Below are 24,736 nucleotides of genomic sequence, written 5' to 3' on the forward strand. Positions count from 1 at the left end.
CGGTATACTACAAATCACGGGGAGGTGAGTGGGCTGTCCGGCTTGCCGGATGACCGTATGTTTATATGTGTAGTCCGCCTTTTCAAGCACAAATAAGTGTGATTTCAAGCACGTAATCTTATCTTTGTATAAACATTCTCGTTTATGGCTTAGGCGTTCAGTCAATGCCGTCTCTCCCTATAATCTTTAGTGAACCTTCTGGTTCTGAAAGGAGTCCCTATGGCTTTAAAAATCGTGTACAAAATCTGCTGTGGCATTGATGTCCACAAGACTTTTGTAGTTGCCTGTATCGCTTCTACTAACGATAAAGGTGTCACTTCTTACGAGAGCCGCCGGTTTTCGACCTACACGAGCGGTCTGAAAACTTTGTTACAGTGGTTACTCGATCGCAATTGCAAGGATGTCTGTATGGAATCTACCGGTAAATACTGGATCCCTGTTTATAACATCTTGGAATCGGATTGTTCGATTGTCCTTGCTCATCCTAAATATGTTAAGGCTATCCGTGGAAAGAAAACTGACAAAAAAGATGCCAAATGGATTGCTGACCTGTTTAAGCATGACCTTGTTGCCGGAAGCTTTATGCCACCTGCTGACATTCGCCAGCTTCGCGACCTAATGCGTTACCGTTTCAAACTAACCTGCTTCAAATCAAGCGAAAAGAATCGTTTGCAGAACTGTCTCACGGTTTCCAATATCCAGTTGGGAAACGTTGTTTCGGACACCTTCGGCAAATCTGCTCAGGCGATACTGGATAAACTTTTGGAAAATCCCGCAAATACTTCCTTTGACCTTGAACCTCTTGTTTTCAGAAGCCTGAAGAAAAAACTTCCCGAGCTTCGCAATGCCATTGATGGCTATATCACTCCGGAACAGGCTGGCAAACTCAAAGTAATCAAAGCTCATTATGAAAACCTTGAATCCCGGAAAGCAGAGCTTGAAGAACTCATTCTTGCGCTCGCCGCTCCCTATCAGCAGGAACTTTCCATTCTTCAAACCGCTCCTGGTATCAGCAGTACTTTCACTGCCATCGGAATCATTTCCGAAATCGGTACCAATATGGAGGCTTTTCCTTCGGCGAAACACTTGTGCTCATGGGCTGGGCTTACACCAACCAACAATGAAAGTGCAGGGAAGAAAAAATCTGTCCGGGTGTCCAAGGCCGGATGCTACATCAAACCGCTTTTAGTACAGTGCGCAAACGCTGTCGTAAAAAGCACTAAGCATCCTGAAATGCGTAACCGTTATCTCCGTATCAGAAAGCGTCGCGGTCACAAGAAAGCAATCCTTGCAATAGCAAGAATGCTTCTTACCGCATTATACCACATGTTGAAGAACGGGGAAAACTATAATGCAGAACTTTACCAAAAATCCGACCTACCGCCTGCGGACCGTGAGATTACAGTAGAGCAGGCAATCATCATAGCAAGGAATCAAGGTTATAAAATCAAGTCAGCAACTGCATAACCTTAACATTTCTAATATTCAATTTTTAAAGCAGCCACCGAAAGATGGCTTATTTGTCGTGTACTTAAGGGAATGGATACCCTCTACTTCTCATTTTCAATCTTTTTCCTCCATATATTTGCATTTGTGTCTTTTATTTTTCTCCCGGATCCGTCATGGGCGATGTTCACACCTGCCCCACTCATACCGGCAGCTCTTTATAGAGCGTCTTTCCTGCTTCATTTTTTGGTATTGCTTCAATGTAACGCACAGTAAAAGCAGACTCGCTTAAATGCGTTGTGTTTGACAGATACCGGCGCACCTCATCAATATACTGCTCCTGTGTGATAAAGGTCTGCATCCGGTCATCCACACCTGTGGAAGCACAATCCATGCCCTCATAACGCGTCTTGATCATACGGTCGATCTCGTCCAGATTCACACGATTACCGAATATTTTCAGGAAACGTTTTTTTCTGCCCACAATGTAATAAAATCCGTCTGCATCGCGCTTTGCCATATCCCCTGTGATCAGCCGTCCGCCCCGCTCATCGCCCTTTTGCAGATCTTCTCTGCACTGCGCATAGCCCAGCGTTACATTATCGCCATCATAAACAAGCTCACCAACCTGTTCCGGCGCATTGATCACCTCACCATCCGCATCGATCAGGGAAAAACTGCCGCCCGGGATCGCGATCCCCATACTCCCGTATTTTTCCAGGCTTTTGTCCGCCGGAAGATACGCCATACGTGCCGTCGCTTCCGTCTGGCCATACATGACAATAAACTTTTTGCCGTGCTCCACCGCCCACTGAGCAAACTCCCTGTGAAGCTCCGGCGACAGCTTTCCACCGGCCTGTGTCATATACTGCAGCGCAGGAAGATCCATCTTAAAGAACCGGATCTTCTTTAACAGCTCATAGGTAAATGGAACGCCTGCGATCGAGGTCGCCTGATGCTCCTTCATAAAATCCCAGAACTTTTTCATCATCATCGTCTTGTCTGTAAGCAGAATCGTTGCACCGACCTGCAAATGGCTGTTGATCACAGACAGACCATAGGTATAGTTCATCGGCAGCGTTGACACCGGGCGCTGTGCCTCATCCAGCTCCAGGTACTCGGCGATCGCTTCCGCATTCGACTGGATGTTTTTGTAGCTCTGGCGCACCAGCTTGGGGCTTCCGGTTGACCCGGAGGTCGTAAGCAGCAGCGCAAGCTCTTCATACAAAACGGTATGCGGCGCATCCGGCACTTCCGCCAGTACGTACCCATACTCCTCATGCAGCACACGTACAGAGTCCCCAAAGCGCTCTTGTGTATCTGCCGGATAATACAAATACTCCGGCCGATATACCTCCATCAGATGGTCAAGCAGGTCGCGGTCGATCTTCCGGTCCAGAAGCAGCGGCACGATCTCTGCACGCAGGAACGTCAGATATCCAAGCGCAGATCCGACGCTGTTTTCACAGAGCACGAATGCCAGAGAGCGCGGACGCAGCCCGCAGTCCTCCTTCCTTCGCATCGTCCATTGTTCCAGCTCACGGTATGTCAGAGATATTCCTCTGTCATCCAGAAATGCGGTCTGTTCTCCAAACCTTCCATAATCATTATAAAAGCTCATCGTTCTTCTCCATTTCTTTTTTAAGCGGTCACGCGCGCTTTTTTTCGTCCGCCATGCATCAGCCAGTCGAAAAATGGCTGCCATATCCGCAGTGAAAGTACGATCGTAAGGATCAAAGCCAGCACGGGAACCACGCAGCCATACCGCGGGATCCATGCTGCAAGGTGCTCTTCCAGGTGAAAATTCTGCATCAAAACACGGATGATCGGCATATGCAGAGCAAATACCTGGACGGTTCTCTGTCCCCATGTGGTAAAGCAGGTCCGCACAGACGGCACTACCGCGATCACCGCGATAATCAGAGCAAAGACAAAGAGATAATAAAAGCCCCTGCAGATGCCCCCGTACACTGCCATATCCACCTTTGCATACGTTGTCTTCCCCTTGAAAAAGTTCATGTATCTCCTGAGCTGCGGCTCATAGAGGTAGCTTGCGGCAAGCACTGCCAGCAGGAACACTGCTGAGGACACCTTTACCCAGCGCTTCTGCGTCCACTGCGTCAGACGGTCCAGCGGTATGCAGTAGCCCAGCAAAAAGAATGGGTAAAATGTAAAAAACCGCATCCCGGACAGAAATGACCCAAGGTTTGTCGCGTATCCTGCCAGCATCCCCATGCCAATGGAAACGATCAAAAGATAGCTGTGCGACAGCCTGCTCACCTGTGCTGTTACGATATAAAACAGGAACAGCACCAGCGCAAACCACGGCAGTCCCGCCTCTGAAAAAAGCCGGATGCTTTTTACGCTTCCGCCTGCAACAGAATATACGAGGAAGCGAAAGGCAACCATAAAGAAATACAGCACCAGATACGGGAACATCTTATCGTATCTGCGCTCATCCACGGTCTTCTTTGAAAAAAGTCCGGAAACAAACAAAAACGCAGGCATATGAAACATGTAAACAAACACCTGCATGCCTGAAAGAAGCGTGGAATCCGTCTGTAATAAATTTGTAAAGTGGCCAAGGACCACCGTATACATCAAAATAAATTTTAAATTATCCCATTTTGCCAGTCTCATCTTTTGTACCGCCTGTCACATATCATTGTCTTATCCGACATATTCCTGCCTGAATCAGCAAAAATCTGCCTGTTGAATTTATATTATCGCTTTTATCACTGCTTTGTCAACAATTACCTGCTCCGGCTGTCTGTATATATTTTCCAAAAGCGTCTGCATATTTCCTGCATTTTCGGAAAAAATAGAACTAACACACAGCAATACACGGAGGTATCCCATGCATTTAAAATTTATCCGCTGCGGCATGTACGGCTGGTGCATCGAAGTACTCTGGACAGGACTCAATTCCCTGCTCCGGCACGATCCGAAACTGATGGGCTTTTCTTCCCTGCGCATGTTTCCGATCTATGGTATGGCGTCACTGATCTCCCCGCTTTCTGCACTGTTAAAGAGCTGCCGGACTGTGACCCGCGGGCTGATCTATATGCTGGGTATCTTCACCGTAGAATACACCTCCGGCATGTATCTGAAAAAACGCGGCTGCTGTCCCTGGGATTACAGCGATTCCCGTTACCACGTAAATGGCGTAATACGCCTTGACTATGCGCCTTTGTGGTTCCTGACCGGTCTCTTTTATGAAAAAAGGCTGCGCAGCAATCCGTAACCGCACAGCCTTCTCCACCGCCTGTATCATCCAGACTGTATTATTTTACCTTTGCAAGTGCTGACAAAATACCTGCAAGAGCCTGATCCTCATCCGGTCCTTCACATCTGAATTCGACCTGATCGCCTTTGACGATCGCTGCAGAAACAATATTTAACAGGCTTCTTGCATTTACAATGTTATACTTGTACAGGATCTCTGTCCTTGACTCGTAGGTCTCCGCTGCCGCCGCTATAACCTCAGCAGTTTCAATATCAAACCCCTGATCCTTATTCACGACTATTTTCTTGCTGACCATCTGAACCTCACCCCACTCTTTTTGTCATTTTCGTTGATATTATAGTGGGTTATATCTTTTTTTTCAACACTTTTCACAATAATTAATGATATGTTTACATTTTGTTCATTTTTGTTGCGTGTCCAGGCAAACGCCCCTCCTCTATTGCGCGCATTGCTTCCAAAAGTCCCGGAAAGATCCCTGCGCACAGAGCGCGCAGCTCCTCATCAGGCGCCGTCAGGTCCGGGATCATCACTGTCACGCAGCCGGCCGCCGCGCCTGCCCGAATGCCGTTCGCTCCGTCCTCAAAGACATAGCACGCTCCCGGATCACAGCCTATACGCCGCGCAGATTCCAGAAAAATATCCGGCGCCGGCTTTCCCCGCGGAACACAAAAACCGCTGACGACTGCGCCGAAGGCTTCTGTCAGACCTGCCCGTTTTATATTCAACTCAATAATCTCCTGAGGACTTCCGCTCGCCACTGCCAGCTGGAACCCCCGCGCTTTCAAAAATCCTATTATCTCATGCAGCCCGGGCTTCTCATCCGGCTGCACCGCCAGTACCGTATCATGTACCCGCGCATATCCCGCATCCATAAATGCGTCCGCGTCAATCCCCGGAATATGCTCCCGGACAATGCGCTTTAAATCCTCCCCGCTCGTTCCGCAGACTGCCTCTCCCAGCCCCGGACATGCCGGAAAGCCAAACTCTTCCGGCAGATGATCCCATACATTCCTGTATATTTTTTCTGTGTCAAACATCAGCCCATCCATATCAAAAATCGCACCCTGCATCTTCTATCCTCCAGCTTCTCCCTTTCCTGTGTGATCATTTTCCTGTCTGTTCCGTATCATGATTTCTTTTTCTGACCTTCGGCAGACTTCTTACGCCACGTCTGTTTCCCGCGTGAGCCTTCACGCCGTTTTTCATCTCCATTATACCCTACGCCAGGATATTGTAAAGAAAAATCAGCGCCATCTCTGACCACAAAAACATTGATTTCTACTGCAGAACGCGCTAAAATTAAAATCCGGCACAGCACAAATCTATATTTTGCGAACGAATAAAAAGGAAGTGAAACTACATGACAACCGGATTGCTCCTCGAAGGCGGCGCTATGCGTGGAATGTATACTGCGGGCGTACTCGATGTACTGATGCAAAATAAAATTCCCATCGACGGGATCATCGGCGTATCAGCAGGTGCTCTATTTGGGATGAATTATAAATCAAAGCAGATCGGACGCGTCCTGCGATACAACAGAAAATACGCCGCAAATAAAGATTACATAGGATTCCATTCGCTCCTCACCACTGGAAACATTATGAACGAAGAGTTCTGCTTTCATAAGCTTGTAACCGATCTCGACCCTGTCGATTTCGAAGCGTACCGAAACGCGAAAGAAGATTTCTATGCAGTGGTCACAAATATGAACACCGGAAAAGCTGAATATATAAGGCTGGATGATCTGGAAAAAGAAGACCAGCTTGAATACCTGCGTGCATCCGGCTCCATGCCTTTCCTGTCCAGACCAGTCTCCATAAACGGTCAGCTATACTTGGACGGAGGGATTGCGGACAGTATCCCGATCGACCGGCTACTGCGCATGAATTACGAGAAAATAATCGTAGTCCTCACCAGGCCAAGGGATTACCGCAAGAAAAAGAGCCCCGCCATGCTTCCAAAATTATATTACAGAAAGTACCCCCGTCTCGTATCCGCGATCAACAGCCGGTATAAAACATATAACAAACAGCTGGAACAGGTACTTGAACTGGAAGCTGCAGGACGTATCTTCGTATTCAGACCCTCAAGATATGTCCCGATCAGGCGCATCGAAAGAAATGTGGCAAAAATCCAGGAAATGTATGACCTTGGAAAAACCGATGCACTCGAACGTAAGAATGCACTCCTTCATTATTTATCATAGGACAGCCGCATTCCTGTCATAAAAAATCACAAGATCAGAAAAGCCGGGCAGGCAGCGGATCATATAGACGCTTTTTTGTTTAAATCCATTTTAGTTAAACCAACTGCCAACAATCCAATAAAAACTACCGTGTTCACAAACAATACTACTACAATACTTTTTACCACTCCGAAAGTAAAAAGTATTGAAAAAACTTCTATTGACAGCACAATAAAACACATATAGTTGATCAAATACTCTGTTATAAATTCTCCATAATAATTGTTCATCTGTAATTTCGCATAGATAAGAGGTTTTAGCAGATAACGGATCAGGATGCATATAACCGGACAAATAAAAATCCAGTTTTTATTTACCAACGATGTCGCCACGCCATTATTCCATTGTACCGGAATCTCTGTGGGCAGCTTAGAATAAGACACGATCCCAATAATCAGGCACAATACAGTAATCGCTGTCCAAGTAAGCATACTTCCCCATATATACAAAAAGCTGACTGAATCCAGCTTAAAAATAGTCTGATTATCCTTCCAGTACCCCTGCAGCTCTGCTACATATCGTTCTACCTGTAATTTTTCGTAGCTAATGCTTTCTTCAGCCAGCATCTTTTCACACAGGAGTTTCGCCTTATTCAAATCAATAATCTGACTTTTTAATACTTCATTCTGCCGCTCAATCACTTCCTGCAGTGTCACTTTCTCAGATATAATGCTTCGTATATCCTCAACAGAAATTCCCAATGTGCGCAGATATGCAATCTTCTTTATATTTTTCACATCATTTTCGGAATAATCTCTATAACCGTTACTTTCGTTTCTTAAAGGCTCAATAAGTTTTTCCTTTTCATAAAAACGAATATTAGAACGAGATAAACCGGTTCGCGCTTCCACTTCTTTTACAGTCATGTTATATACCCCTTTCAAGTTTCTCTATTTTAACTTGAAAATAGGCTATAAACAAGGTTTACAGTCAAGTCTTTTAAAACAAAATCCCTTCAATCGTGCGATATTCCCTTCTCATGGAGTTGTATACTATCATCAACTGTACAAAAGGGGATTATATACATTTTTTAAAAAGTATGACACTCCACTTTCATCATTTGACTTTGTAATAAAAGTTGATCTCTTTTTCACTATCTCTTCTGCATTTTCGGTAGCCACTGAATATTTAGCAACCCCAAACATGCCCAAGTCGTTATAATTGTCCCCAAAAACCAGTACCTCATCTAAATTAATTCGTAACATTTTACATAATCTTTTTAACGCGTTTCCTTTATCCGATTCCATATGCTTCGCACAATAAAAATCCCCTTCAGATTTTGAACATGCTGTATTTATACAGTTTTTATTAAGTTCTGAAACAAAGTAATGTAAAATGGAAGCCTGCTTATGATAAAGCATGATTTTCTGCACCTCTTCTTGTGCTATTATACCTGGATCAACATCACTTAATACAGGAAGAATTCCATCAAATCTTTCTGCAAACACTCTCATATAATTAACTGCCCCCATGGTATATACACATTTATCACAATTTATCAAACACTCAATTTCTAACCTTTCAGCCAAATTTAGTATATACATTAACTCTTTTCTTACGATACTTTTTTGATAAATTATTTTATTTCCAAGCACGATTTCCGCTCCATTATTTGCTATATATGGTATCCCAATATTCAATTCTCTAACATAGCTTTTTATTAAATCTTTATTTCGACCGGACGCAATTGTAAATAAACACCTGTTATTTTCTATTTCGGAAGAAATATTCGGATCAAGTCTTCCATCTGATTGCAACAGTGTACCATCCAGATCAGATACTATTAACCTTATTTTAGATTTTTTCAACATATTTTGCATATGTTTTGCATTTGCTCCAAGGTGACCCACCAAAGTGCTCCGAACTTCACTTCTGCCGCAACTATCCTGTACCCTTTCCCCAAAAAGCTTATCTGAATACATCTATTTCAGTCCCTCCTCCCTCTTCAAATAGTTAAATTCTACTCTTTACTTCTCAGCTCAAATATTTTCAGTATCTGTAAGAATTCTTCTTTTGTCTGAGCTTGCGAAAGATATCTAAATATATCTTTATTGCACATGCATTTATAAATTTGAAACAACAAAAAAACGTGATTCATTTCATTCGGAATGCTCATACAAATAACAAACTTTACTTTAACATCCTCTACTCCAAAATCTATCGGTTTAACTAAGCGGATAACACTCACTCCTAATTTTTCAGCTCCATCTTCAGGTCCTGCATGAGCAATCACAAAGCCTGGTGAAAACACTATATATGGCCCATTTTCCTTTACCAAATCTATCATTGTATTAATATAATTTTGTGTTAAGTAATGATCCTTCAATAAAAGATTACCAACACATCGAATAGACTCTTCCCAATCAGAAACATATTCATTCAGTAAAATGTGTTCCTGTGTAAGAGCCTTATAGAAATACAGCAAATTTGTACTATCTTCAGGAGTATATTTCGCGTTTAATTCGTTTAATGCTTTGCCAAACTGTATTATATTTTTATTAGACAGCATTTGATATTGATCCAAATAATATTGAATATCATTTAATATTAATTTTTGCTCTCTTGATAAAATCATTTTATCTATTTGTTTTTCCATATTTCTTATATCATTCTCAGATAGCATTTGATTCACGTGTATCACCGGCAAATTACTGACATTTAGCGGTACCGTTGATATAATAAAATCAACATCCAAATCTTCATTGACTTTGTAAGAAGGAATTATATCCTTTATAATTACATCAAAGTATTTCAATATTCTTGCCTTCAGCAGTAACGAAGTGCATCTGCCTGTAGGACAAACGATTATGGCTGTTAAGGAAGACTTATTTGGTTTTCTTCCTTCTATCACAGATGCTATATGCATCGCCATATAAGAAACATCATTTTCATTTATTTTTCTGTCGACCAGATCCTGAATGATATAAATATTCTGTTCCAGACTTTTAAATATCTCTGGATATTTATTTTTAAGTTCCTCGCAAAAAGGATTTAATGAAACCGACTTTTTTGCAGTTAAATACTGTATAGTCAGTTCGATATGATTATACAAATTACGATAATTATCATAACCAAATAATCCTATAATATCAAAATCCTGACATACCTTCCATATATAGGAAGATATCTTCATTTGCTCATCAGCATTTTTCAACTCTAAATCTGTTGTTCCTTCTTTATTACTTGACAGCAAATCGTTCAACTTTATAATAAACTCGTCTTCCAAAGCATCGTCAACAGCTAATAAATCATTATACTTTTTAGCACAAGTTCCTAATAAAGAATTTGTAGTATTTTCAGCTCTACTTTTACTGGGTTTAATTCTTTTAACGTATACAATAAGCAAAGCTAACGAGCAATAAAACAATTCATCCGTCATTGTTATATGCAGCGTATCCAGATATTTCAACAAGCTGTTACTGAAATAGTCTAAATCAATATCCTGATACAAAATATTTTCAATTTCTTTCTTTAAAAACTGATTCGAACGATGGTTCATATTAAATATCGTTTCTAAAATTCTTTGTTTTATATCTGACTCATTCCCCTTCATGGTATAGCCATGATTCGTTAATGATACTATTTTCATCCCTGTTCCATATAGCTGTTTTCTTAAACTCTTTAAGTCTGCCAATATGGTTCCCCGGCTAACCATTAATAAATGACACAGTTCATCTACGGTTAAAAACTTTATGGTAAAGCAAAGATACAAAAATTCCAAAATTATACGTTCAGACTTATTCAACTTATAATTCGTAATATCACTGTTATCAATAATAATATTACTGATACGTCTAAACTCTTCTAATTCTCCGACTTCTAATCTATCGCTTTTCATTTGAATCACTGAAGGTTTTAGTAAAAAATTTAATTCTTTAATTTCCATTTTAAGCGTTCTTTCTGAAATATTCATGATATCCATCAGCTCAGATGTCTTCAGGCTCCCAGTCGCTTGTAGTCTATACAAAATATAACTTTTTCTATAATCCAATCTCATCCCTCTTTTCAAAAGCAGAGCTATCTCAGAAGCTCTACAACTCCCATATTTCTGCCCTTCTTTATCATTCTTTTCCGTATTCACCTTGTGCTTTTACATCTTCTCCTGCCACCGGACAATCAATCGAACGCTTAATGATCATCCGGTATTAGTATACAAATAATACAGCCCCTATTCGTCATTCATCATAGTCAAAAATTCCTGATTAAACTCTTCTGCATCTGCATAAAACATTTCTTCTAATTTTTTACTATCTTGTACTAACCTTATAATTTTTGACAAAAAAATGACTTGATTCTTTTTTTCTTTGATTGCCAAATTAAACACATAATGAGCTGCAACAACCCTTTCAGGATTCTCCATATTTTGAAACACAACAGGCTTTTTTAAACGCAGCACAGAAACAGCAGTTTCATTAACAAATTCAGATTCTGTATGAGGTATCGCTACCGAAAAATCAGTTGCTAATCCCGTCGGATATACCAGCTCCCTTTTTATACAATTCTCTCCAAATTCTTTTTTTACATAACCATTTTCATACAATTTTGACGAAGCTAATGTAATAGCATCTTGCCAGGTATTTAAATTAGCATCTTTCTCAACATCACTAATAACAATTTTCATCTTTGTTCTCCTCCAAATTTAAAACGCTATATGAAATATAGAGATTTGAAACATCTTAACGCAAGATATCGGTACGAAATGTTCCAAATCCCTATTAAGTTAAAGTTTATATAATGTATCTACTGCTTCTGGGATATTGTTTTTAAATACATAACTGCCAGCCACTAATACATCCGCTCCTGCTTTTGCACATTGCCCTCCTGTTTCTGCATTTATTCCGCCATCAACCTGAATCAAATAATGATAATTATGTTTTTTGCGTAAATCATTCAACCACTTAATTCTCTCAATAGCATCTTCACGAAATGGCTGTCCACCAAACCCCGGCTTTATAGACATAACCAGCGCTAAATCCACCTCGTCTAAATATGGCAAATATTCGTGCATATCGGCTTCAGGGTATACCGTAATTCCAACTTTTTTTCCGCGGGCCTTAATTTTATTTATTAATGCCAAACTCTTTTCAATGCTATTAACAGCGTCCAGGTGAAAGGTTATTCCATCTGCACCGGCATTCATAAAAATGTCTGAATAATATTCCGGATCTGAAATAACAAGGTGTACATCTACATACATCTTTACAGAACTTTTTACAGCTTTCAGAACATCCGTGCCAAAAGATATATTAGGGACAAAATGTCCGTCAAACACATCGAAATGGATCCACTGTGCATGACTTTTTTCCACTTCTTTAAGCTGATCTCCTAATCTGCTAAAATCAGCACTTAAGATTGAGGGGGCTACTATCATCTGTTTTTACTCCTTTCCGAAGAAATCTAATATATGGTCAACTGCCATCATTGAGGTTCTATCTGTGGCTTCTTTTGTGATTGCAGCATTATGTGGTGTCAGAATAACGTTATCATATTTTTTTAATCTATTATCATATTCCGGTTCATTTTCATGTACATCCAGGCCAGCAGCAAAGACAGTTTTATTATCTAAACTTTTTATCAATTGATCATAATCTATTAAGGAAGCCCGCGCGGTATTAATTAGTACCATACCTTTTTTCATTTTTTCAAATTCAGCTTTGCCAATTAAAGGTTTATTATCTATAGCAGGAGCATGCAAAGTAATTACATCTGCATTTTTTACAATTTCATCTATACTTGCTTTTTTGATATTATATTTTTGAACAAATTCATCGTCATAATAAACATCATAAGCCAATATATTTAAATCAAATCCCTGCAAACGTTTTACTACGGTTTTCCCGATCGCACCCAGACCAATCACCCCGAGTGTTTTTCGTTCTAAATCTAAACCACTAAACTTTTTCCATATTCCATTTTTTGCATAATAAGAAGAAGAGCCAATACCTTTAGATGCTGCTAATATAAGTGTAACTGCAAACTCCGCAACTGCGTTGCTATTTCCACCTTTTGTTACTGTTACAGGAATCCCTTTTTCCTTACAATATTTCAGGTCTATATTGTCTAACCCAACTCCATATCGTGAAATTATTTTTAATTCGGGAGATGAATCAATTACTTTCTTATTCACAGTTTCCGTACTTAAGATCAGTGCGTCTACTCCTTTAAGTTCGTTAATAAATTCTTCTTCATTCATCATTCTTTTATATTTATTACGAATGACCTCAAATCCAGAATCCTCTAATTTTTTTATTGGTTCTTGAGAATATTCACAAAAACTATTTGATGTAACTAATATTTTCAAGATATACATGCACCTCATTTCAATATTTCATAATGTTTTAACATTGCTTTGATTTCCTCATCCAGCTCTGGACTACTTTCTTTAGCCGGTTTTCTTGCAGGACCGACTTGGGCAATCTGTCCCAATTCCAGAGAACGTTTCAGGACGACGGGCATAGTCGCTTTTTTGTTTACTGCTCGGATATAATTTACTTCTTCCTGATACTTAGACGCCGCTTCATCATTTCCTTCGTACAAAGCCTTAAATAAATTAGCCATTACTTTAGGAATTACATTGCTCATACCTGCAATAGCACCCGAAGCTCCCATCTTATAGCCTTCCATAATAATTCCATCAGATCCAACCAGTACTTTTAAATCATGGGCTTTCGCAACTTCAATATAATTTTTTAAATTGTCCAGATCTCGACTGCTGTCCTTAATCCCGGCAATATTCTTCACTGTCGCGAGTTTTCTAAATACTTCTTTAGAAATCGGATTACCCGTCATTCTCGGGATGTTATATAAAATCACTGGAACATTTACACTTTCTGCAACAGTTTTAAAATGTTCATACAGCTCACTGTCAGTTAGTTTAACAAAATATGGTGAAATTACTGACAAAGCTGATACACCTAGTTTTTCCATTTCTCTTGCCGTTTGAACTGTTTCGTAAGTTGAACAACATCCTGGTCCGGCATATACAGGAACACGTTCATCAACAAATTCTATGACTTTTTTTGTAAATTCTATTTTTTCTTTTTTATTAACGACAGTAAATTCGCCATTACTGCCTAATACAAATATTCCGTCCACTCCGTTTTCAATTACATAATCCACCAGATGTTTGGTCTCTTCATAATTTATTGACTGATTCTCATCCCGGTTAAAGGGAGTCATAATTGGAGTAATCAATCCTTCCAACAATCTTTTCTTCATAAAGTAGTATTCCTTCTTATTTGAAAAGATATATCGCTGCAATATGTGCCTATTCTTACTTATCGAATATACAATTAATATGAGATATATCTTTCATTTTTATTTAGTGAATAAAATTGTTTATAATAGCTAATAATACGTCAAAGAAGTTATTAATTCCTCCTGCATTCACCATCGTTCCAGAAGCACCAATCACACCTGCATTTGCAACAAATTGCGTACATAATGATGCTGTAATATTAAATGCAAAGAAACAGAATATCATATAGAACATTCCACAAATTATCGCTCTAAACACATTACCTTTCGTTACCATACAAATTGTCGCCATAGCATACAGTAAGGACGAACCGAAAAATGCAACCGGAAAAAATTTATTGCCTGGATAGATAAATGCGATCAAAATAGCAATTGGAATCATAATGGCGGAAGATGTAATAACCGTTTGATCACCTACACCTAACGCAATATCTACACCAATATTGAAATCTGCATCTTCACCTAATTTATCAATCATATAATCGCGCGCTGCAGTGCTGATCGGACTGATGCCCTCCATAAATAGCTTAACCATACGTGGTGTTAATGTAATAGCCGCCGACAATCCAACAGCTGTTTGAATAATTGTGGCAACGTTTTGACCCGTTATAATTGCTAAGAAAGCTCCTAAAATCGCGCCAATAATAGTCGGATTTGCAAGATCTCCTACTTTTTTACCAATATGATCATAGGAAACATCAATCTTATTAATTCCAGGAATTTTATCAATAATTTTATTTACAATTAAAGCAATTGGAAGTGTACCCGCTAATTGCAATGATGTTGTACAAGTCGTACCCTCTAATCCAAAATACTTTTGCCACCATGGAGCAATCCAGTCTCCTAACTTTTCGATAAATACGGTTAGGAAAATACCAAAAATGAAACTAATAATATAGTTTGCGGTACCTTCAATTCCTGCAAACATTAAAACTAAGGAAAGAATGGCAGCTGACCGCAATAAATGCCAATAGTTCCAGACATCAACATTTAAAGTTTTCACAATTTTTTTACGAATCAGCAGGAAATTTAAAATCAATCCAACAGGAACAAAAATTGCGGCAAACTGAACGGTCCAGGCTGCGGCTGATAATGTTTCCCAACCAACATCCATAATAGTAAATCCAGAACCACTTTCTGCATAATGCTGAATGACTGGGTTTAATGTTTCAACCAAAAAATTAACAACCAATTTAACGCCCTGGAATCCGATTCCTACTGTCAATCCAGATCGTAAAGCCTGCAAAGGCTTCATTCTGAAGAAGCAACCCAGAATAAAAATCATAATTGGTAAAATTGCAACTGCACCAACCCCTAAGATAGATTGAACTACATTTTGTATTGTTTGCATTATATTCCCTCCCTAAAATTAATCATTTGCAATTTCAGTTAGAAACTTTCCTAATTCTTCTTTTTTCTTATTGACTCGAATGCCTGTAATAAAAGGCGTAACACTCATTACCGGGCAATTTAACTCCCCCTCATATTTGTTCGTGGTCAATACAGCATCACACCCTCTTGCTTCATCTGCAACACTTCGCATACTGCATGTATCAATAGAAGCCTCAATACCATACTCTTTGCACACATCCTCGACTGTTTTAGAAGCCAGTGTTGACGTTGCCACACCACTTCCACAGGCAACCATAATCTTTAATTTTTTTGACATTTTTACCTCTCCTTTACATCTTCAAACATATCATTTTACAGCTTCAATACGAGCCATCTTAAATTGTTTTGCAAAACTTATCTTCCTACGTTAGCTAACCACATCCATATTATATTAATCTATTAATTGAATTAAAAGCACAAAACGGTGTAAACTCAAACACTCTTTTGAATAAATGACTGTATTTCCTTTTATTTATTTTACTTTCCCCGTATATAATACAATTTTAAGTTTTTTTCGCATACTTTTGAACTATTTATTCACCATTCTAAAATTTATCTCGTAATATGTGAGGTAAAAAAATAGAGCTATTTTAGATCCAAAGATCATAAAACTGCTCTAAAAATACCCGCAAAGTTTATGTCCAATTACCTTTTCCGTATGCTCACTGGTCAGCATCAAATGCTTTTCAGCAATCGTATACTCGCATTCTATATATTCTTCTGTAATCGGAAACATATCTTATATCAGATGCCGAAATATAGAAAAAAGTCCCTCGCCTCTCGGCGAAGGACTACAGACTGTAGACAAAGTTGGTGCTGGAGATAATCTCTCCAGCACCACTTTTCTTGTTGTTTTCACGCATATTACCTGATAACCACAGGATACCTGGTAAATAATACCAAAATATCTAATGTTATCATTTTGTTATCAAATAGAACCTTGATTCCCGTCAAACGCCCTGTTTATGCGGGTTCTCAGATTTTTTCTCACTCGAATTCAATTGTTATTGGTGTCTTTTTAATGAAAACACATGAAATAAAATATTGAAAAGCTCGATATTTTACTAGATATAGCGCATAGTATTATATGTTGCAAAGTGCCAAAACATCATTTTAACATCACGTGAATAATTTGTATTTATTATTGCGGTGATGTTAATCATGCACATATTCAATCACATCACATACTCCACAGTCAAGCGCTTTGCAGATTCTGTCTATCTGTTTCAAATTTACAGGTTCGTTCTTTCCCATACTGGCCATCGTACCATAACTAATACCCGTTTTTTCCATTAAATCTCCTTTGTTCATTCCCCTGTCAATAAGGGTATGCCAGAGTGGATTGTAAGATATCATAATTCACCAGCTTTCTATTGACTTATTTTATTCTTCCTGCTATCTCCTTGCTACAATTATAGTTTATCACTATCCCTTCAAAATGTCAACATTTTTCTTTAATTTTTTAGAGATTTTCTTCAATTTTATATTGACATCTACGCTACCTATGTTAATATATAACCATACCAAACAGAACAAATATTCGTATAGACGGTGCGAAGTTTGATTTATAATTTAGGAGGAAAATAATATGTCAGAACTTTTAAAAAAACAAAAATTCGGTGTTGAGGTTGAATTCACAGGTATTACAAGAAAAATGGCAGCTGAAGCCGTTGCGGAAATTATCGGAACTACAGCATCCAAACCAGATTGCACCTGTTACCAAACAAGGACAATTCGAGATGCACAGGGAAGAAAATGGAAAGTGATGCGAGACAGCTCAATTCATCCGATTCGTAAAATCGGAACCGCGAACATTGACGAATACAAAGTTGAGTTCGTGACTCCAGTTCTTAAATATGAAGACTTTGAAACATTACAGGCAATTATCCGAAAGTTCAGAGAAATTGGCGGAGTTCCTCACAGCTCATGTGGAATCCACATTCACGTAGACGGAGCAAATCACACTGCAACATCTCTCCGCTGCCTGGTAAATTTCATGTACAGCAGACAAGAAATTATTTATGATGCACTTGCAGTAGGCGACAGAAAATATCGTTGGTGTCAGCCGGTATGCAAGGATCTGCTCGATACAATGAAAAAAGACAGAGATATTACAACAGATTCAGTCGAAAAGATTTGGTACAGTCCAGCAAACGATGGTTACTGTGGCGGAATCAATCATCAGCATTATAATTCTACAAGATACCACGCATTGAATCTTCATAGTTTCTTCCAGAAAGGAACTGTTGAATTCAGACTTTTTAACAGCACTCTTCATGCAGGAAAGATCAAAGCATATGTACAGTTTTGTTTGGCGCTCTCTGCATGGTCAATCGAATCTGATGATAAAGTCGTATTCAGAACCATGAACGGATACACAGCAAAGAAGAAAGTCACTTTAATGTATAACATCCTCACAAACCGGCTCGGCCTTTATGGTGATGAGTTTAAAACCTGCAGACTTCACATGATGAAGCAACTTCGTGAAAACGCAAGTACAGAACATGTGGCTTAATCATAATTCAGCTGTCCTAACGGCTCAACGGGGAGAAAGGAAATAACATGAGTTTATATGTAGCATATGGAAGCAATCTGAATGTACAGCAAATGTCATACCGTTGTCCAGGCGCCACAGTTGCATTTACTGGATATCTGATAAATTGGAAACTTTTATATAGAGGAAGTCGTACAGGATCTTATGCGACAGTCAAGAGGCGAAAAGGTAGCAAAGTTCCGGTTGCCGTTTGGAATATCGATAGCAAAAACGAAAAAGCTCTTGACCTGTATGAAGGCTATCCAAGATTTTACAAAAAAAGGAATGTATTTGTTCAATTAAAAGACAGGACAAGAAAAAAGGCAATGATATACCTATTGCCAGATTCGGCTACTGTAGGAAAACCATCTGATTACTATGTCAGAACTGTATTGCAAGGATATGTAGATATGGGATTTGATACAGAATATCTATATGATTCATTAGAATATAATTCAAGCGAAGTGAGTTAAAGAGGGGATATCCCCTCTTTAAAAAGAGGTAACCGTTGCAGCGGCTACCTCTTTTTGCTGGGTTTTTGAGTGCCCTGCCGTGTGTGGGTGATGGCTGATTCTTTGTTTGGTACCCTCACAATCAACTCATCCAATCCGCAATCGAGTGCTTCACAAATCAAATCTATATGCTCAAGATTCACCCTATCTGCGAGTTCGTGGTACAACTCATTGATTGTGTTAGGTCTTATCCCAGTTGCCCGCGCCAAATCTGCCTGAGTTAACCTCATTTCCCCAAGCTTTTTTGACAGTAAAATTTTAATCATACGCCATTGCTCCTTCTACTATAAAATATCATTTCCTCACATTTTTGTAAGGCATTTGCTATTTTATATCGATTACTGTTGAATAATATCACAATGCGTTAGGAGCAATTTATAAGCATTTCAGATTAAGATAATTACTTAATAATCGCAGAAAATCCTGCTGCTTTCAGTTTAGCAACCAGTGCTTCTGCGTTTGCCTTTACGCTAAATGCACCGCACTGGACTATCCACTGACCGTTACATTTCTTGACGAGAGCATCAAACCCTTTCTTCTTCAGCTTCCTGAACAGTTTCTCGGCGTTGGACTTAACTGCGAACACTCCAGTCTGCACGATATACTCGTTGCTGCTGACGCGGCGGCGGATGATGTACCCGACACGCTGATTGTCGTACTGACCAACGCCGTGCCAGCTCTTGTAGATTGCACCCTCTCCAGATCCAGAGCAGTATGCATGACCTGCGTCGTACCACTTGCCATTTCCAGCATAGATATTTGTATGTTGGAGATCAACGTAAGTCACAATGTCACCCGGCTGCAAGTCGCCCGATGCAATCAGCTGCTTGACCGTCTTGTTGCCGATTTTGATCAAATCACAGGTCTTTGTGACTGCTGCCTTTGTACCGGCTCCCCATGAGATCGAACCGCCGAGCTTGCCGTAGAAAATCCCTGTATCCTGTGGAATCAATCCAGCTTCTTTCAATGCCCATCGCGCAAGTAATGCGCAGTTGCAGGCTCTTTTGCCTTTTTTCAGTGCCTTGTTCCACTGCTCCTCCAAGTACTTTGATGGATTGTGATATTCCCATTTTCTTCCTACGGAAATGTCATGTTCCAGCTGTTTCTGGAATTTCTTGCACTGCTCCAGAATCGGATGCAGTTTCGTCTCCTGCTCCTCAGGATAAATCTGCGTACCGGATTCATCAAATACGGCGTATCCGGAATGATCATCAGCGCACTTCTTTGCCTTTTCAAGATTGTGATAAGCTCCGATCTGGCTCTTTGCGTCTGCCCAACTCTTGCGCACACGGTACCACTGCTGATCTGGAGTGTCCGGCAGAATCTCACCAGATGTCTGATCGTATTTATCAAGATCAAACCGATCAATGATATTGCAAATCTTATTGACGTATTTTACGTCGGTCGCATAGCCGCCGCGCTTAATCAGCTCAATCTGATCGCGGTAGTTTTTGCAGCTCTGGATACCATCGTAGCGCAGCTTACTTCCATTCTGAGCGCCAAGCAGGTATGCACAGCGATCGGCAATGCTATCCTCGATGCAGGAATATGCTCGGAAGTCCGCATAGATGTAGTACGTGTTTCCAGCCGCGTCCTGCTCTGGCGTGCGGATCTTAACCGTACTCTTGCCGTCCCATGTGCTTCCTGCCCATGCATTGCCGGATAATTCTTTCTTCATACCGCAAACGTTGTTTGCCTTACGTGCAAGCTCCGTCGTACAGTATCCGCTTTCCAAGATTGTCTGTGCTGCACATACGGACGGGAAAAGATCATTCTTCTCTGCAATCGGGCGGCAGATTTCCAAGAGCCGCGCTGCTGCTGCCGTCTCCGACAATCCAGCAAACTCCGATGTCTGCGTGCCGGATGCAGTTGCAGTGTTTACATACACTGCTTTGCCGTTCCAGTCGTAAACTGTGTATCCAGCCGGACAATTCGCTTTTGCATTCTCCAGAATCAGATAAGCACCCAGCTGTGTGCCGGCGTCTTCCCATGTTTTGCGAATACGATACCACTTTTCTGTCTCCGCATCCACGATTTCAAAATCGCCCGCTATTGCTTCCTTGACGTCAGCACGGAAGCCGTCCATCGTCAGTCCAAACCTGCCCCATACATGTGTCGGATCTACATGATCGCTTGACAGTCCGGCGCGGCGTCCCTCGTCGTGCGAGCTGATCAAATACAGACCGGATGGCAATTTATCGGTCGGATTCCATCCATACCGACGGCAGATATCTGCACACAGTAGCACAGCCGTGTTATAGCCACGCATAATGTCTTCTTTAAACTTGTCAGCATTTAATACGTCGTAGTCCGCTCCGCCCGTGTAACGGATATAATCCGATTCGCAGATTTCAAACGTGATCAGATTATTGTTACCGTATCCGGCATCCGCCCAAGACCGCACATCCTCTGGCAGACACTGCAGCACCTTACCATCGGTATCACAGTCCACAATGTACGTCACACACGCAGATACCGCAGGCTGATTCCAGTAGTCGGCAACGGATTGAGCGGTACCCTGCCCCGTGCCGATCGTGTGCAACTGGATGCCGATTGGCTTGCGTTTTACATTGCGTTGATAACAACGGTTGTTTTTCAAATAGTTTTTAATGATATTCAGTTTCATGATAACAGCTCCTTTCTGTGTATATAAAAGGGTAGCTTATTCGCCGCCCTGTGAATTATTTACTTTCCCATCGTCCAATAGATCTTTTACACCCAGAAACCATTTATCAATAATTTTCATTAAAGCATCCTCAGTGACAAAAACTTGAAGCCATGAGGGCAACAATCCGCGAGCTTGCTGCACTACCCATTTCAGCTTCTGTTTTCCCTGCCCGGATTCATTGAACATATGTTCAGCTTTCAAGATCAGCTGATACACATCCATCCGAACGCCATCCAGTCCTTTTGCTTTCATGTACTGCACAGTGATTACGATAGTTACAATAAATAAAATAGCCAGCGCTACGATCAGCACCGGCATCGGAATCTGTTTCAAAAATTCTAATAATTCCATGTTTTCTCCTTTCGATTATAAAAATGTTCCTTCTGTTGTGCAGCGCTGATATACATTCTTGATATTCTGCACCGCAAAGACCGCTTTGTTGTTTGGAAAATCAGGGTGTTCGGCACAATAGCGCTCATACTTTGTAATGTCCTCCATGATCTGATCGAAGTGTTCCCTTGTATGTCGGTCATTGTGTCGGATTTCATCGTCGAAGCGTAATATCCTATACCGCCATGTCAGTGCCATCCCTTCGTCTCCGGATTGCCGCAGGCAATTTACTGAATCGTTGAGATCGTCCAGTTTCCCCTCCAATCCCTCGATTGCCTTATATATGCCGCCTCTAATCTCTATGCTTTGGTTATACCATTTTGGATACTGTTTTACCTGCTCGAAAACTTCTTGGATCTTGCGTTCTTTCTCGCCCTGCAGCTCCCATTTTTTATGCAGGTAATCAGTGATCGCCTTTAAGAGCTTAGCAAAAAAGACGATGGCCGATATAACAACAGCCACCGTCGCAACACTTAATCCCCCGAAGGCGCTCAAAAAATCGTCCAATTTACTCACCTCCTTTCCGGCCGGTACCGTACCGGCCAATAAAATAATTAACGAGTTACTTACAAAACACGAAGATTACAGCAGGTGTATTTTCGGGAGGCTCGATGTTTGGTGAAAATCCAGGACTACGCATATATGCCGTTGATCCAACGCATAAGCCCGCAGAAGGGTTAAATGGTCTAGGTGACTATGGCGTTTTACTTGTATTTGAAACAGGATATTCACGAAAAGATTTCCGTACTGCAATCTATAAACCAATTTCCTCAAATAATCTAATTATATGGAACTCTTACAATGCAAATTCAGGTGGAGGTAAGTGGGAAGTTATTAAGTAATTTATTTTGCGATGTAAGTAACAGCCCCTCTGTATTGCTTTCCAGCAACAAGATTGCCTCGATACCATGTATAAATTTTACCTTCGTTGATGGCTATGTTTACTGGATCGCCTCCGTTTGTAATTAAGGTTCCAAATTGGCATATATTACGAAAAGGCTCGGGAAATCCAGTTGCTATTAACTGTCCATCACTTGATATATTTTTCTCAACATTAAACGCGAGTGAGGCTTGCACAACATTTCCACATCGGTTCCAATAAAACTCTGCGTTCTTAGTATCGATTCCGGCAGTAGGGGAGCCTTTTCCGTAAGTATTCGTGTTTTGTATGCAACGTTTTGTTGCTTTTGTGTGACACGTTTTGTTGCTTATTTTGCATTTGCAATTATACAATGTGCTGTTAAATTATCCGTCCAAGACTAAAATAGTCGAAAAGGAGGGATTTTTATGGATTTACGAAGCATAATAATCAACGCTGTATCTTCTGCTGTCTGTACCTTGCTGACCTCAGAACAGCTTCAAGCAGTACAGGATGCACTTGCACTGCAGCTCAACGCCTATGAGGTGCAAGTACGAACCACCGAAGTCGCTGTCATCGACAATGCACAAGATGATCTGCTGCGGAAATTTATCGCTACCAAGCGAATCGAGGGAAAATCCGAAGCAACCCTACGGCGATATCATGATTCTTGTTATATGATGGTCCACTCACTCAATCGGCCGCTGCCGGAAATCAGCACCTATGATCTCCGTTATTATCTTGCAGAGTATAAGCATCGCAGAAAGGTCAGCAACCGGACTCTGGACGGCCTGCGCCGGTGTTTTTCCAGCTTTTTCGGGTGGCTTGCTGCAGAGGGCTTGATCGGCCGTAATCCCTGCGCAGCACTCGCGCAGATCAAATACACCAAAACGATCAAAAAACCATATAGCGCACCGGAAATGGAACGGCTCAAACAGGTCTGCACTAATATACGGGATCTGGCTCTTTTGGAATTTCTTTATGCCAGCGGATGCCGCGTATCCGAGGTCGTCCGTCTAAATCGGTCAGACATCAACTTTCTGACTCGCGATGCAATAGTGCTTGGCAAAGGCAATAAGGAGCGTACGATCTACCTGACTCCTGTAGCACTGATGCACTTATCCGATTACCTAAACAGCCGGACAGACAACAATCCTGCTCTTTTTGCAAGTATAAAGGCTCCGTACAACCGTTTATCCAAAGCCGGTATTGAAACAGCATTAAAGACTATCGGAAAGCGCGCTGGTGTCGCTAATGTCCATCCGCATCGATATCGCCGAACGCTTGCAACTAATTTACTTGATCGTGGTGCAAACATACAAGACGTTGCTGCGATCTTGGGACATGCCGACCTTAAAACCACGCAGGTCTATTGCTACATCAGCCAACAAAATGTGCAGGCGGCATACCGAAAATACGCTGCCTGACATTTTGAAAATATGATATTTTTACTCCGGTCGTTCGCCCGGAGCTTTTATGATGCAAGAATCTGCGCTGCTTCTTCTGCTGTAATCCACCCTTTCGCCTGTGCCCTCGTTACTGCATCTGCGTTTCCGGTGTTTTTGTAGATTCTTTTGATTGTTTCAAACATAAGCATCTTTCCTCCTACATTCCAAGACTTTCCATGACAAGCGTGTCTACTGTTTCCTCAAGTGACGCAAGGCGCATCTCTGTCACATCCCGCTTACGCAACACAGCAGTTACGATCTTTCCAGTGATTGCGGCCTGAGATCCACCCTGCTCGTATCCGATCACAGTATCCAGTTCCTGCCCTATCGACTGCAGCTGTGTATATCCGTTATAAATAGCCAGTTCATCGCCTGATTCTGATAACAGCGTCATTTTTTCTGTTTCCGCTGTATTCATCAACAACGTGTTAAGATTGTCAAGACTGTCCTCTCTTGGTAAAAATTTGATTGTTACAACCTGCTGATCAGCAATGATACCACAGACGATCAGATCCAGCTCTTTACCGGATCCCAATTTGATTTTTTCCATATCTTTTTTCCTTTCCGGCCGGTACGGTACCGGCCAACAAAATAGTTTACGAGTTACATACAAAACACGAATACTATCCGGTTATGGGATGGCACATTGTATCCGAGTAGCACGATAGGCAATTTTAATTATGCAACCATCCCTGGTGATGCAAGCAAATGCACTGTATTTATAGTGCATTTGACAATT

The 24,736-nt window shown here is 41.0% G+C and carries 26 protein-coding genes; 7 read left to right on the plus strand and 19 right to left on the minus strand.

Annotated elements, in window-relative coordinates:
• Positions 1-219 precede the first annotated feature (219 nt).
• A complete protein-coding gene (locus tag QOX44_RS01975; RefSeq protein WP_283680954.1) occupies positions 220-1,467 on the plus strand; it encodes an IS110 family transposase in 1,248 nt (415 codons plus the stop codon).
• Between the two features lie 181 nt (positions 1,468-1,648).
• Here the strand turns inward: QOX44_RS01975 and QOX44_RS01980 are convergent, their stop codons facing one another.
• Both QOX44_RS01980 and QOX44_RS01985 read right to left on the minus strand, forming a co-directional pair.
• Positions 1,649-3,067, minus strand: coding sequence for an AMP-binding protein (locus tag QOX44_RS01980; protein WP_283680974.1), 1,419 nt, complete (start codon positions 3,065-3,067; stop codon positions 1,649-1,651).
• A 20-nt stretch (positions 3,068-3,087) separates the two neighbouring features.
• Positions 3,088-4,086 carry an acyltransferase family protein gene (locus QOX44_RS01985; RefSeq protein ID WP_283680975.1) on the minus strand — a complete coding sequence of 333 codons (999 nt, stop codon included), beginning with the start codon at positions 4,084-4,086 and terminating at the stop codon, positions 3,088-3,090.
• A 217-nt stretch (positions 4,087-4,303) separates the two neighbouring features.
• On the opposite strand from QOX44_RS01985, the gene QOX44_RS01990 reads away from it, so the two are divergent.
• Positions 4,304-4,690 (plus strand): putative ABC transporter permease, encoded by a 387-nt coding sequence (locus tag QOX44_RS01990; protein ID WP_283680976.1) that lies wholly within the window; start codon positions 4,304-4,306, stop codon positions 4,688-4,690.
• A gap of 40 nt (positions 4,691-4,730) precedes the next feature.
• On the opposite strand, the gene QOX44_RS01995 is transcribed toward QOX44_RS01990, so the two are convergent.
• Together QOX44_RS01995 and QOX44_RS02000 are read right to left on the minus strand one after the other, a co-directional pair.
• On the minus strand, positions 4,731-4,988 hold the full coding sequence (locus QOX44_RS01995; RefSeq protein ID WP_283680977.1) for an HPr family phosphocarrier protein: 258 nt from the start codon (positions 4,986-4,988) through the stop codon (positions 4,731-4,733).
• A gap of 94 nt (positions 4,989-5,082) precedes the next feature.
• Complete coding sequence (locus tag QOX44_RS02000; protein ID WP_283680978.1) at positions 5,083-5,763, minus strand: HAD family hydrolase; 681 nt, start codon at positions 5,761-5,763, stop codon at positions 5,083-5,085.
• Positions 5,764-6,053: 290 nt separating this feature from the next.
• Between QOX44_RS02000 and QOX44_RS02005 the strand changes: the two genes are divergently transcribed.
• Positions 6,054-6,899 (plus strand): patatin-like phospholipase family protein, encoded by an 846-nt coding sequence (locus QOX44_RS02005; RefSeq protein ID WP_283680979.1) that lies wholly within the window; start codon positions 6,054-6,056, stop codon positions 6,897-6,899.
• A 59-nt stretch (positions 6,900-6,958) separates the two neighbouring features.
• Here QOX44_RS02005 and QOX44_RS02010 read toward each other — a convergent pair whose 3' ends face one another.
• The 10 genes from QOX44_RS02010 to QOX44_RS02055 form a co-directional block, all read right to left on the minus strand.
• The gene (locus tag QOX44_RS02010) at positions 6,959-7,804 is read right to left on the minus strand and encodes a MerR family transcriptional regulator (protein WP_283680980.1); all 846 of its coding nucleotides are present in this window, start codon (positions 7,802-7,804) and stop codon (positions 6,959-6,961) included.
• Between the two features lie 132 nt (positions 7,805-7,936).
• Positions 7,937-8,860: an HAD family hydrolase gene (locus QOX44_RS02015; protein ID WP_283680981.1), complete on the minus strand. Its 924-nt coding sequence runs from the start codon at positions 8,858-8,860 to the stop codon at positions 7,937-7,939.
• A 38-nt stretch (positions 8,861-8,898) separates the two neighbouring features.
• Positions 8,899-11,019, minus strand: coding sequence for a BglG family transcription antiterminator (locus QOX44_RS02020; protein ID WP_283680982.1), 2,121 nt, complete (start codon positions 11,017-11,019; stop codon positions 8,899-8,901).
• 87 nt (positions 11,020-11,106) lie between these two features.
• A complete protein-coding gene (locus QOX44_RS02025; RefSeq protein ID WP_283680983.1) occupies positions 11,107-11,559 on the minus strand; it encodes a PTS sugar transporter subunit IIA in 453 nt (150 codons plus the stop codon).
• A 99-nt stretch (positions 11,560-11,658) separates the two neighbouring features.
• Entirely contained in the window at positions 11,659-12,309 is a 651-nt protein-coding gene (rpe, locus tag QOX44_RS02030) for a ribulose-phosphate 3-epimerase (RefSeq protein WP_283680984.1), read from the minus strand.
• Positions 12,310-12,315: 6 nt separating this feature from the next.
• Entirely contained in the window at positions 12,316-13,239 is a 924-nt protein-coding gene (locus QOX44_RS02035; protein WP_283680985.1) for a phosphoglycerate dehydrogenase, read from the minus strand.
• A gap of 14 nt (positions 13,240-13,253) precedes the next feature.
• A complete protein-coding gene (locus tag QOX44_RS02040) occupies positions 13,254-14,156 on the minus strand; it encodes a dihydrodipicolinate synthase family protein (protein WP_283680986.1) in 903 nt (300 codons plus the stop codon).
• 103 nt (positions 14,157-14,259) lie between these two features.
• Positions 14,260-15,546 carry a PTS transporter subunit IIC gene (locus QOX44_RS02045; RefSeq protein WP_283680987.1) on the minus strand — a complete coding sequence of 429 codons (1,287 nt, stop codon included), beginning with the start codon at positions 15,544-15,546 and terminating at the stop codon, positions 14,260-14,262.
• An 18-nt stretch (positions 15,547-15,564) separates the two neighbouring features.
• Positions 15,565-15,864, minus strand: coding sequence for a PTS sugar transporter subunit IIB (locus QOX44_RS02050; protein WP_283680988.1), 300 nt, complete (start codon positions 15,862-15,864; stop codon positions 15,565-15,567).
• Between the two features lie 878 nt (positions 15,865-16,742).
• Positions 16,743-16,943 (minus strand): helix-turn-helix domain-containing protein, encoded by a 201-nt coding sequence (locus tag QOX44_RS02055; RefSeq protein ID WP_283680989.1) that lies wholly within the window; start codon positions 16,941-16,943, stop codon positions 16,743-16,745.
• Between the two features lie 232 nt (positions 16,944-17,175).
• Between QOX44_RS02055 and QOX44_RS02060 the strand changes: the two genes are divergently transcribed.
• Both QOX44_RS02060 and QOX44_RS02065 read left to right on the plus strand, forming a co-directional pair.
• A complete protein-coding gene (locus tag QOX44_RS02060) occupies positions 17,176-18,102 on the plus strand; it encodes an amidoligase family protein (protein ID WP_283680990.1) in 927 nt (308 codons plus the stop codon).
• A 47-nt stretch (positions 18,103-18,149) separates the two neighbouring features.
• A complete protein-coding gene (locus QOX44_RS02065; protein WP_283680992.1) occupies positions 18,150-18,593 on the plus strand; it encodes a gamma-glutamylcyclotransferase family protein in 444 nt (147 codons plus the stop codon).
• Between the two features lie 44 nt (positions 18,594-18,637).
• Here the strand turns inward: QOX44_RS02065 and QOX44_RS02070 are convergent, their stop codons facing one another.
• From QOX44_RS02070 to QOX44_RS02085, 4 genes are all read right to left on the minus strand, one after another.
• Entirely contained in the window at positions 18,638-18,898 is a 261-nt protein-coding gene (locus QOX44_RS02070) for a helix-turn-helix domain-containing protein (RefSeq protein ID WP_283680993.1), read from the minus strand.
• Positions 18,899-19,032: 134 nt separating this feature from the next.
• A complete protein-coding gene (locus QOX44_RS02075) occupies positions 19,033-21,258 on the minus strand; it encodes a glucosaminidase domain-containing protein (protein WP_283680994.1) in 2,226 nt (741 codons plus the stop codon).
• A 36-nt stretch (positions 21,259-21,294) separates the two neighbouring features.
• A complete protein-coding gene (locus QOX44_RS02080; RefSeq protein ID WP_283680995.1) occupies positions 21,295-21,651 on the minus strand; it encodes a hypothetical protein in 357 nt (118 codons plus the stop codon).
• Positions 21,652-21,666: 15 nt separating this feature from the next.
• On the minus strand, positions 21,667-22,197 hold the full coding sequence (locus QOX44_RS02085) for a hypothetical protein (RefSeq protein ID WP_283680996.1): 531 nt from the start codon (positions 22,195-22,197) through the stop codon (positions 21,667-21,669).
• A gap of 104 nt (positions 22,198-22,301) precedes the next feature.
• On the opposite strand from QOX44_RS02085, the gene QOX44_RS02090 reads away from it, so the two are divergent.
• Positions 22,302-22,532, plus strand: coding sequence for a hypothetical protein (locus QOX44_RS02090; RefSeq protein ID WP_283680997.1), 231 nt, complete (start codon positions 22,302-22,304; stop codon positions 22,530-22,532).
• A 445-nt stretch (positions 22,533-22,977) separates the two neighbouring features.
• Positions 22,978-23,976: a tyrosine-type recombinase/integrase gene (locus QOX44_RS02095; RefSeq protein ID WP_283680998.1), complete on the plus strand. Its 999-nt coding sequence runs from the start codon at positions 22,978-22,980 to the stop codon at positions 23,974-23,976.
• A 178-nt stretch (positions 23,977-24,154) separates the two neighbouring features.
• Here the strand turns inward: QOX44_RS02095 and QOX44_RS02100 are convergent, their stop codons facing one another.
• Positions 24,155-24,547 carry a hypothetical protein gene (locus QOX44_RS02100; RefSeq protein ID WP_283680999.1) on the minus strand — a complete coding sequence of 131 codons (393 nt, stop codon included), beginning with the start codon at positions 24,545-24,547 and terminating at the stop codon, positions 24,155-24,157.
• Positions 24,548-24,736: the final 189 nt, after the last annotated feature.

Origin of the sequence: Parablautia sp. Marseille-Q6255, assembly GCF_951230155.1 — a bacterium.
GTDB lineage: Bacteria > Bacillota > Clostridia > Lachnospirales > Lachnospiraceae > Choladousia.

Coding starts and splice junctions, on each gene's coding strand:
- QOX44_RS02065 (WP_283680992.1), top strand. CDS start 18,150: ATGAGTTTATATGTAGCATATGGAAGCAATCTGAATGTACAGCAAATG.
- QOX44_RS01995 (WP_283680977.1), bottom strand. CDS start 4,988: ATGGTCAGCAAGAAAATAGTCGTGAATAAGGATCAGGGGTTTGATATT.
- QOX44_RS02055 (WP_283680989.1), bottom strand. CDS start 16,943: ATGATATCTTACAATCCACTCTGGCATACCCTTATTGACAGGGGAATG.
- QOX44_RS02100 (WP_283680999.1), bottom strand. CDS start 24,547: ATGGAAAAAATCAAATTGGGATCCGGTAAAGAGCTGGATCTGATCGTC.
- rpe (WP_283680984.1), bottom strand. CDS start 12,309: ATGATAGTAGCCCCCTCAATCTTAAGTGCTGATTTTAGCAGATTAGGA.
- QOX44_RS02095 (WP_283680998.1), top strand. CDS start 22,978: ATGGATTTACGAAGCATAATAATCAACGCTGTATCTTCTGCTGTCTGT.
- QOX44_RS02045 (WP_283680987.1), bottom strand. CDS start 15,546: ATGCAAACAATACAAAATGTAGTTCAATCTATCTTAGGGGTTGGTGCA.
- QOX44_RS02050 (WP_283680988.1), bottom strand. CDS start 15,864: ATGTCAAAAAAATTAAAGATTATGGTTGCCTGTGGAAGTGGTGTGGCA.
- QOX44_RS02080 (WP_283680995.1), bottom strand. CDS start 21,651: ATGGAATTATTAGAATTTTTGAAACAGATTCCGATGCCGGTGCTGATC.
- QOX44_RS01990 (WP_283680976.1), top strand. CDS start 4,304: ATGCATTTAAAATTTATCCGCTGCGGCATGTACGGCTGGTGCATCGAA.
- QOX44_RS02070 (WP_283680993.1), bottom strand. CDS start 18,898: ATGATTAAAATTTTACTGTCAAAAAAGCTTGGGGAAATGAGGTTAACT.
- QOX44_RS01985 (WP_283680975.1), bottom strand. CDS start 4,086: ATGAGACTGGCAAAATGGGATAATTTAAAATTTATTTTGATGTATACG.
- QOX44_RS02000 (WP_283680978.1), bottom strand. CDS start 5,763: ATGCAGGGTGCGATTTTTGATATGGATGGGCTGATGTTTGACACAGAA.
- QOX44_RS01980 (WP_283680974.1), bottom strand. CDS start 3,067: ATGAGCTTTTATAATGATTATGGAAGGTTTGGAGAACAGACCGCATTT.
- QOX44_RS02025 (WP_283680983.1), bottom strand. CDS start 11,559: ATGAAAATTGTTATTAGTGATGTTGAGAAAGATGCTAATTTAAATACC.
- QOX44_RS02060 (WP_283680990.1), top strand. CDS start 17,176: ATGTCAGAACTTTTAAAAAAACAAAAATTCGGTGTTGAGGTTGAATTC.
- QOX44_RS02015 (WP_283680981.1), bottom strand. CDS start 8,860: ATGTATTCAGATAAGCTTTTTGGGGAAAGGGTACAGGATAGTTGCGGC.
- QOX44_RS02075 (WP_283680994.1), bottom strand. CDS start 21,258: ATGAAACTGAATATCATTAAAAACTATTTGAAAAACAACCGTTGTTAT.
- QOX44_RS02005 (WP_283680979.1), top strand. CDS start 6,054: ATGACAACCGGATTGCTCCTCGAAGGCGGCGCTATGCGTGGAATGTAT.
- QOX44_RS02040 (WP_283680986.1), bottom strand. CDS start 14,156: ATGAAGAAAAGATTGTTGGAAGGATTGATTACTCCAATTATGACTCCC.
- QOX44_RS01975 (WP_283680954.1), top strand. CDS start 220: ATGGCTTTAAAAATCGTGTACAAAATCTGCTGTGGCATTGATGTCCAC.
- QOX44_RS02010 (WP_283680980.1), bottom strand. CDS start 7,804: ATGACTGTAAAAGAAGTGGAAGCGCGAACCGGTTTATCTCGTTCTAAT.
- QOX44_RS02090 (WP_283680997.1), top strand. CDS start 22,302: ATGTTTGGTGAAAATCCAGGACTACGCATATATGCCGTTGATCCAACG.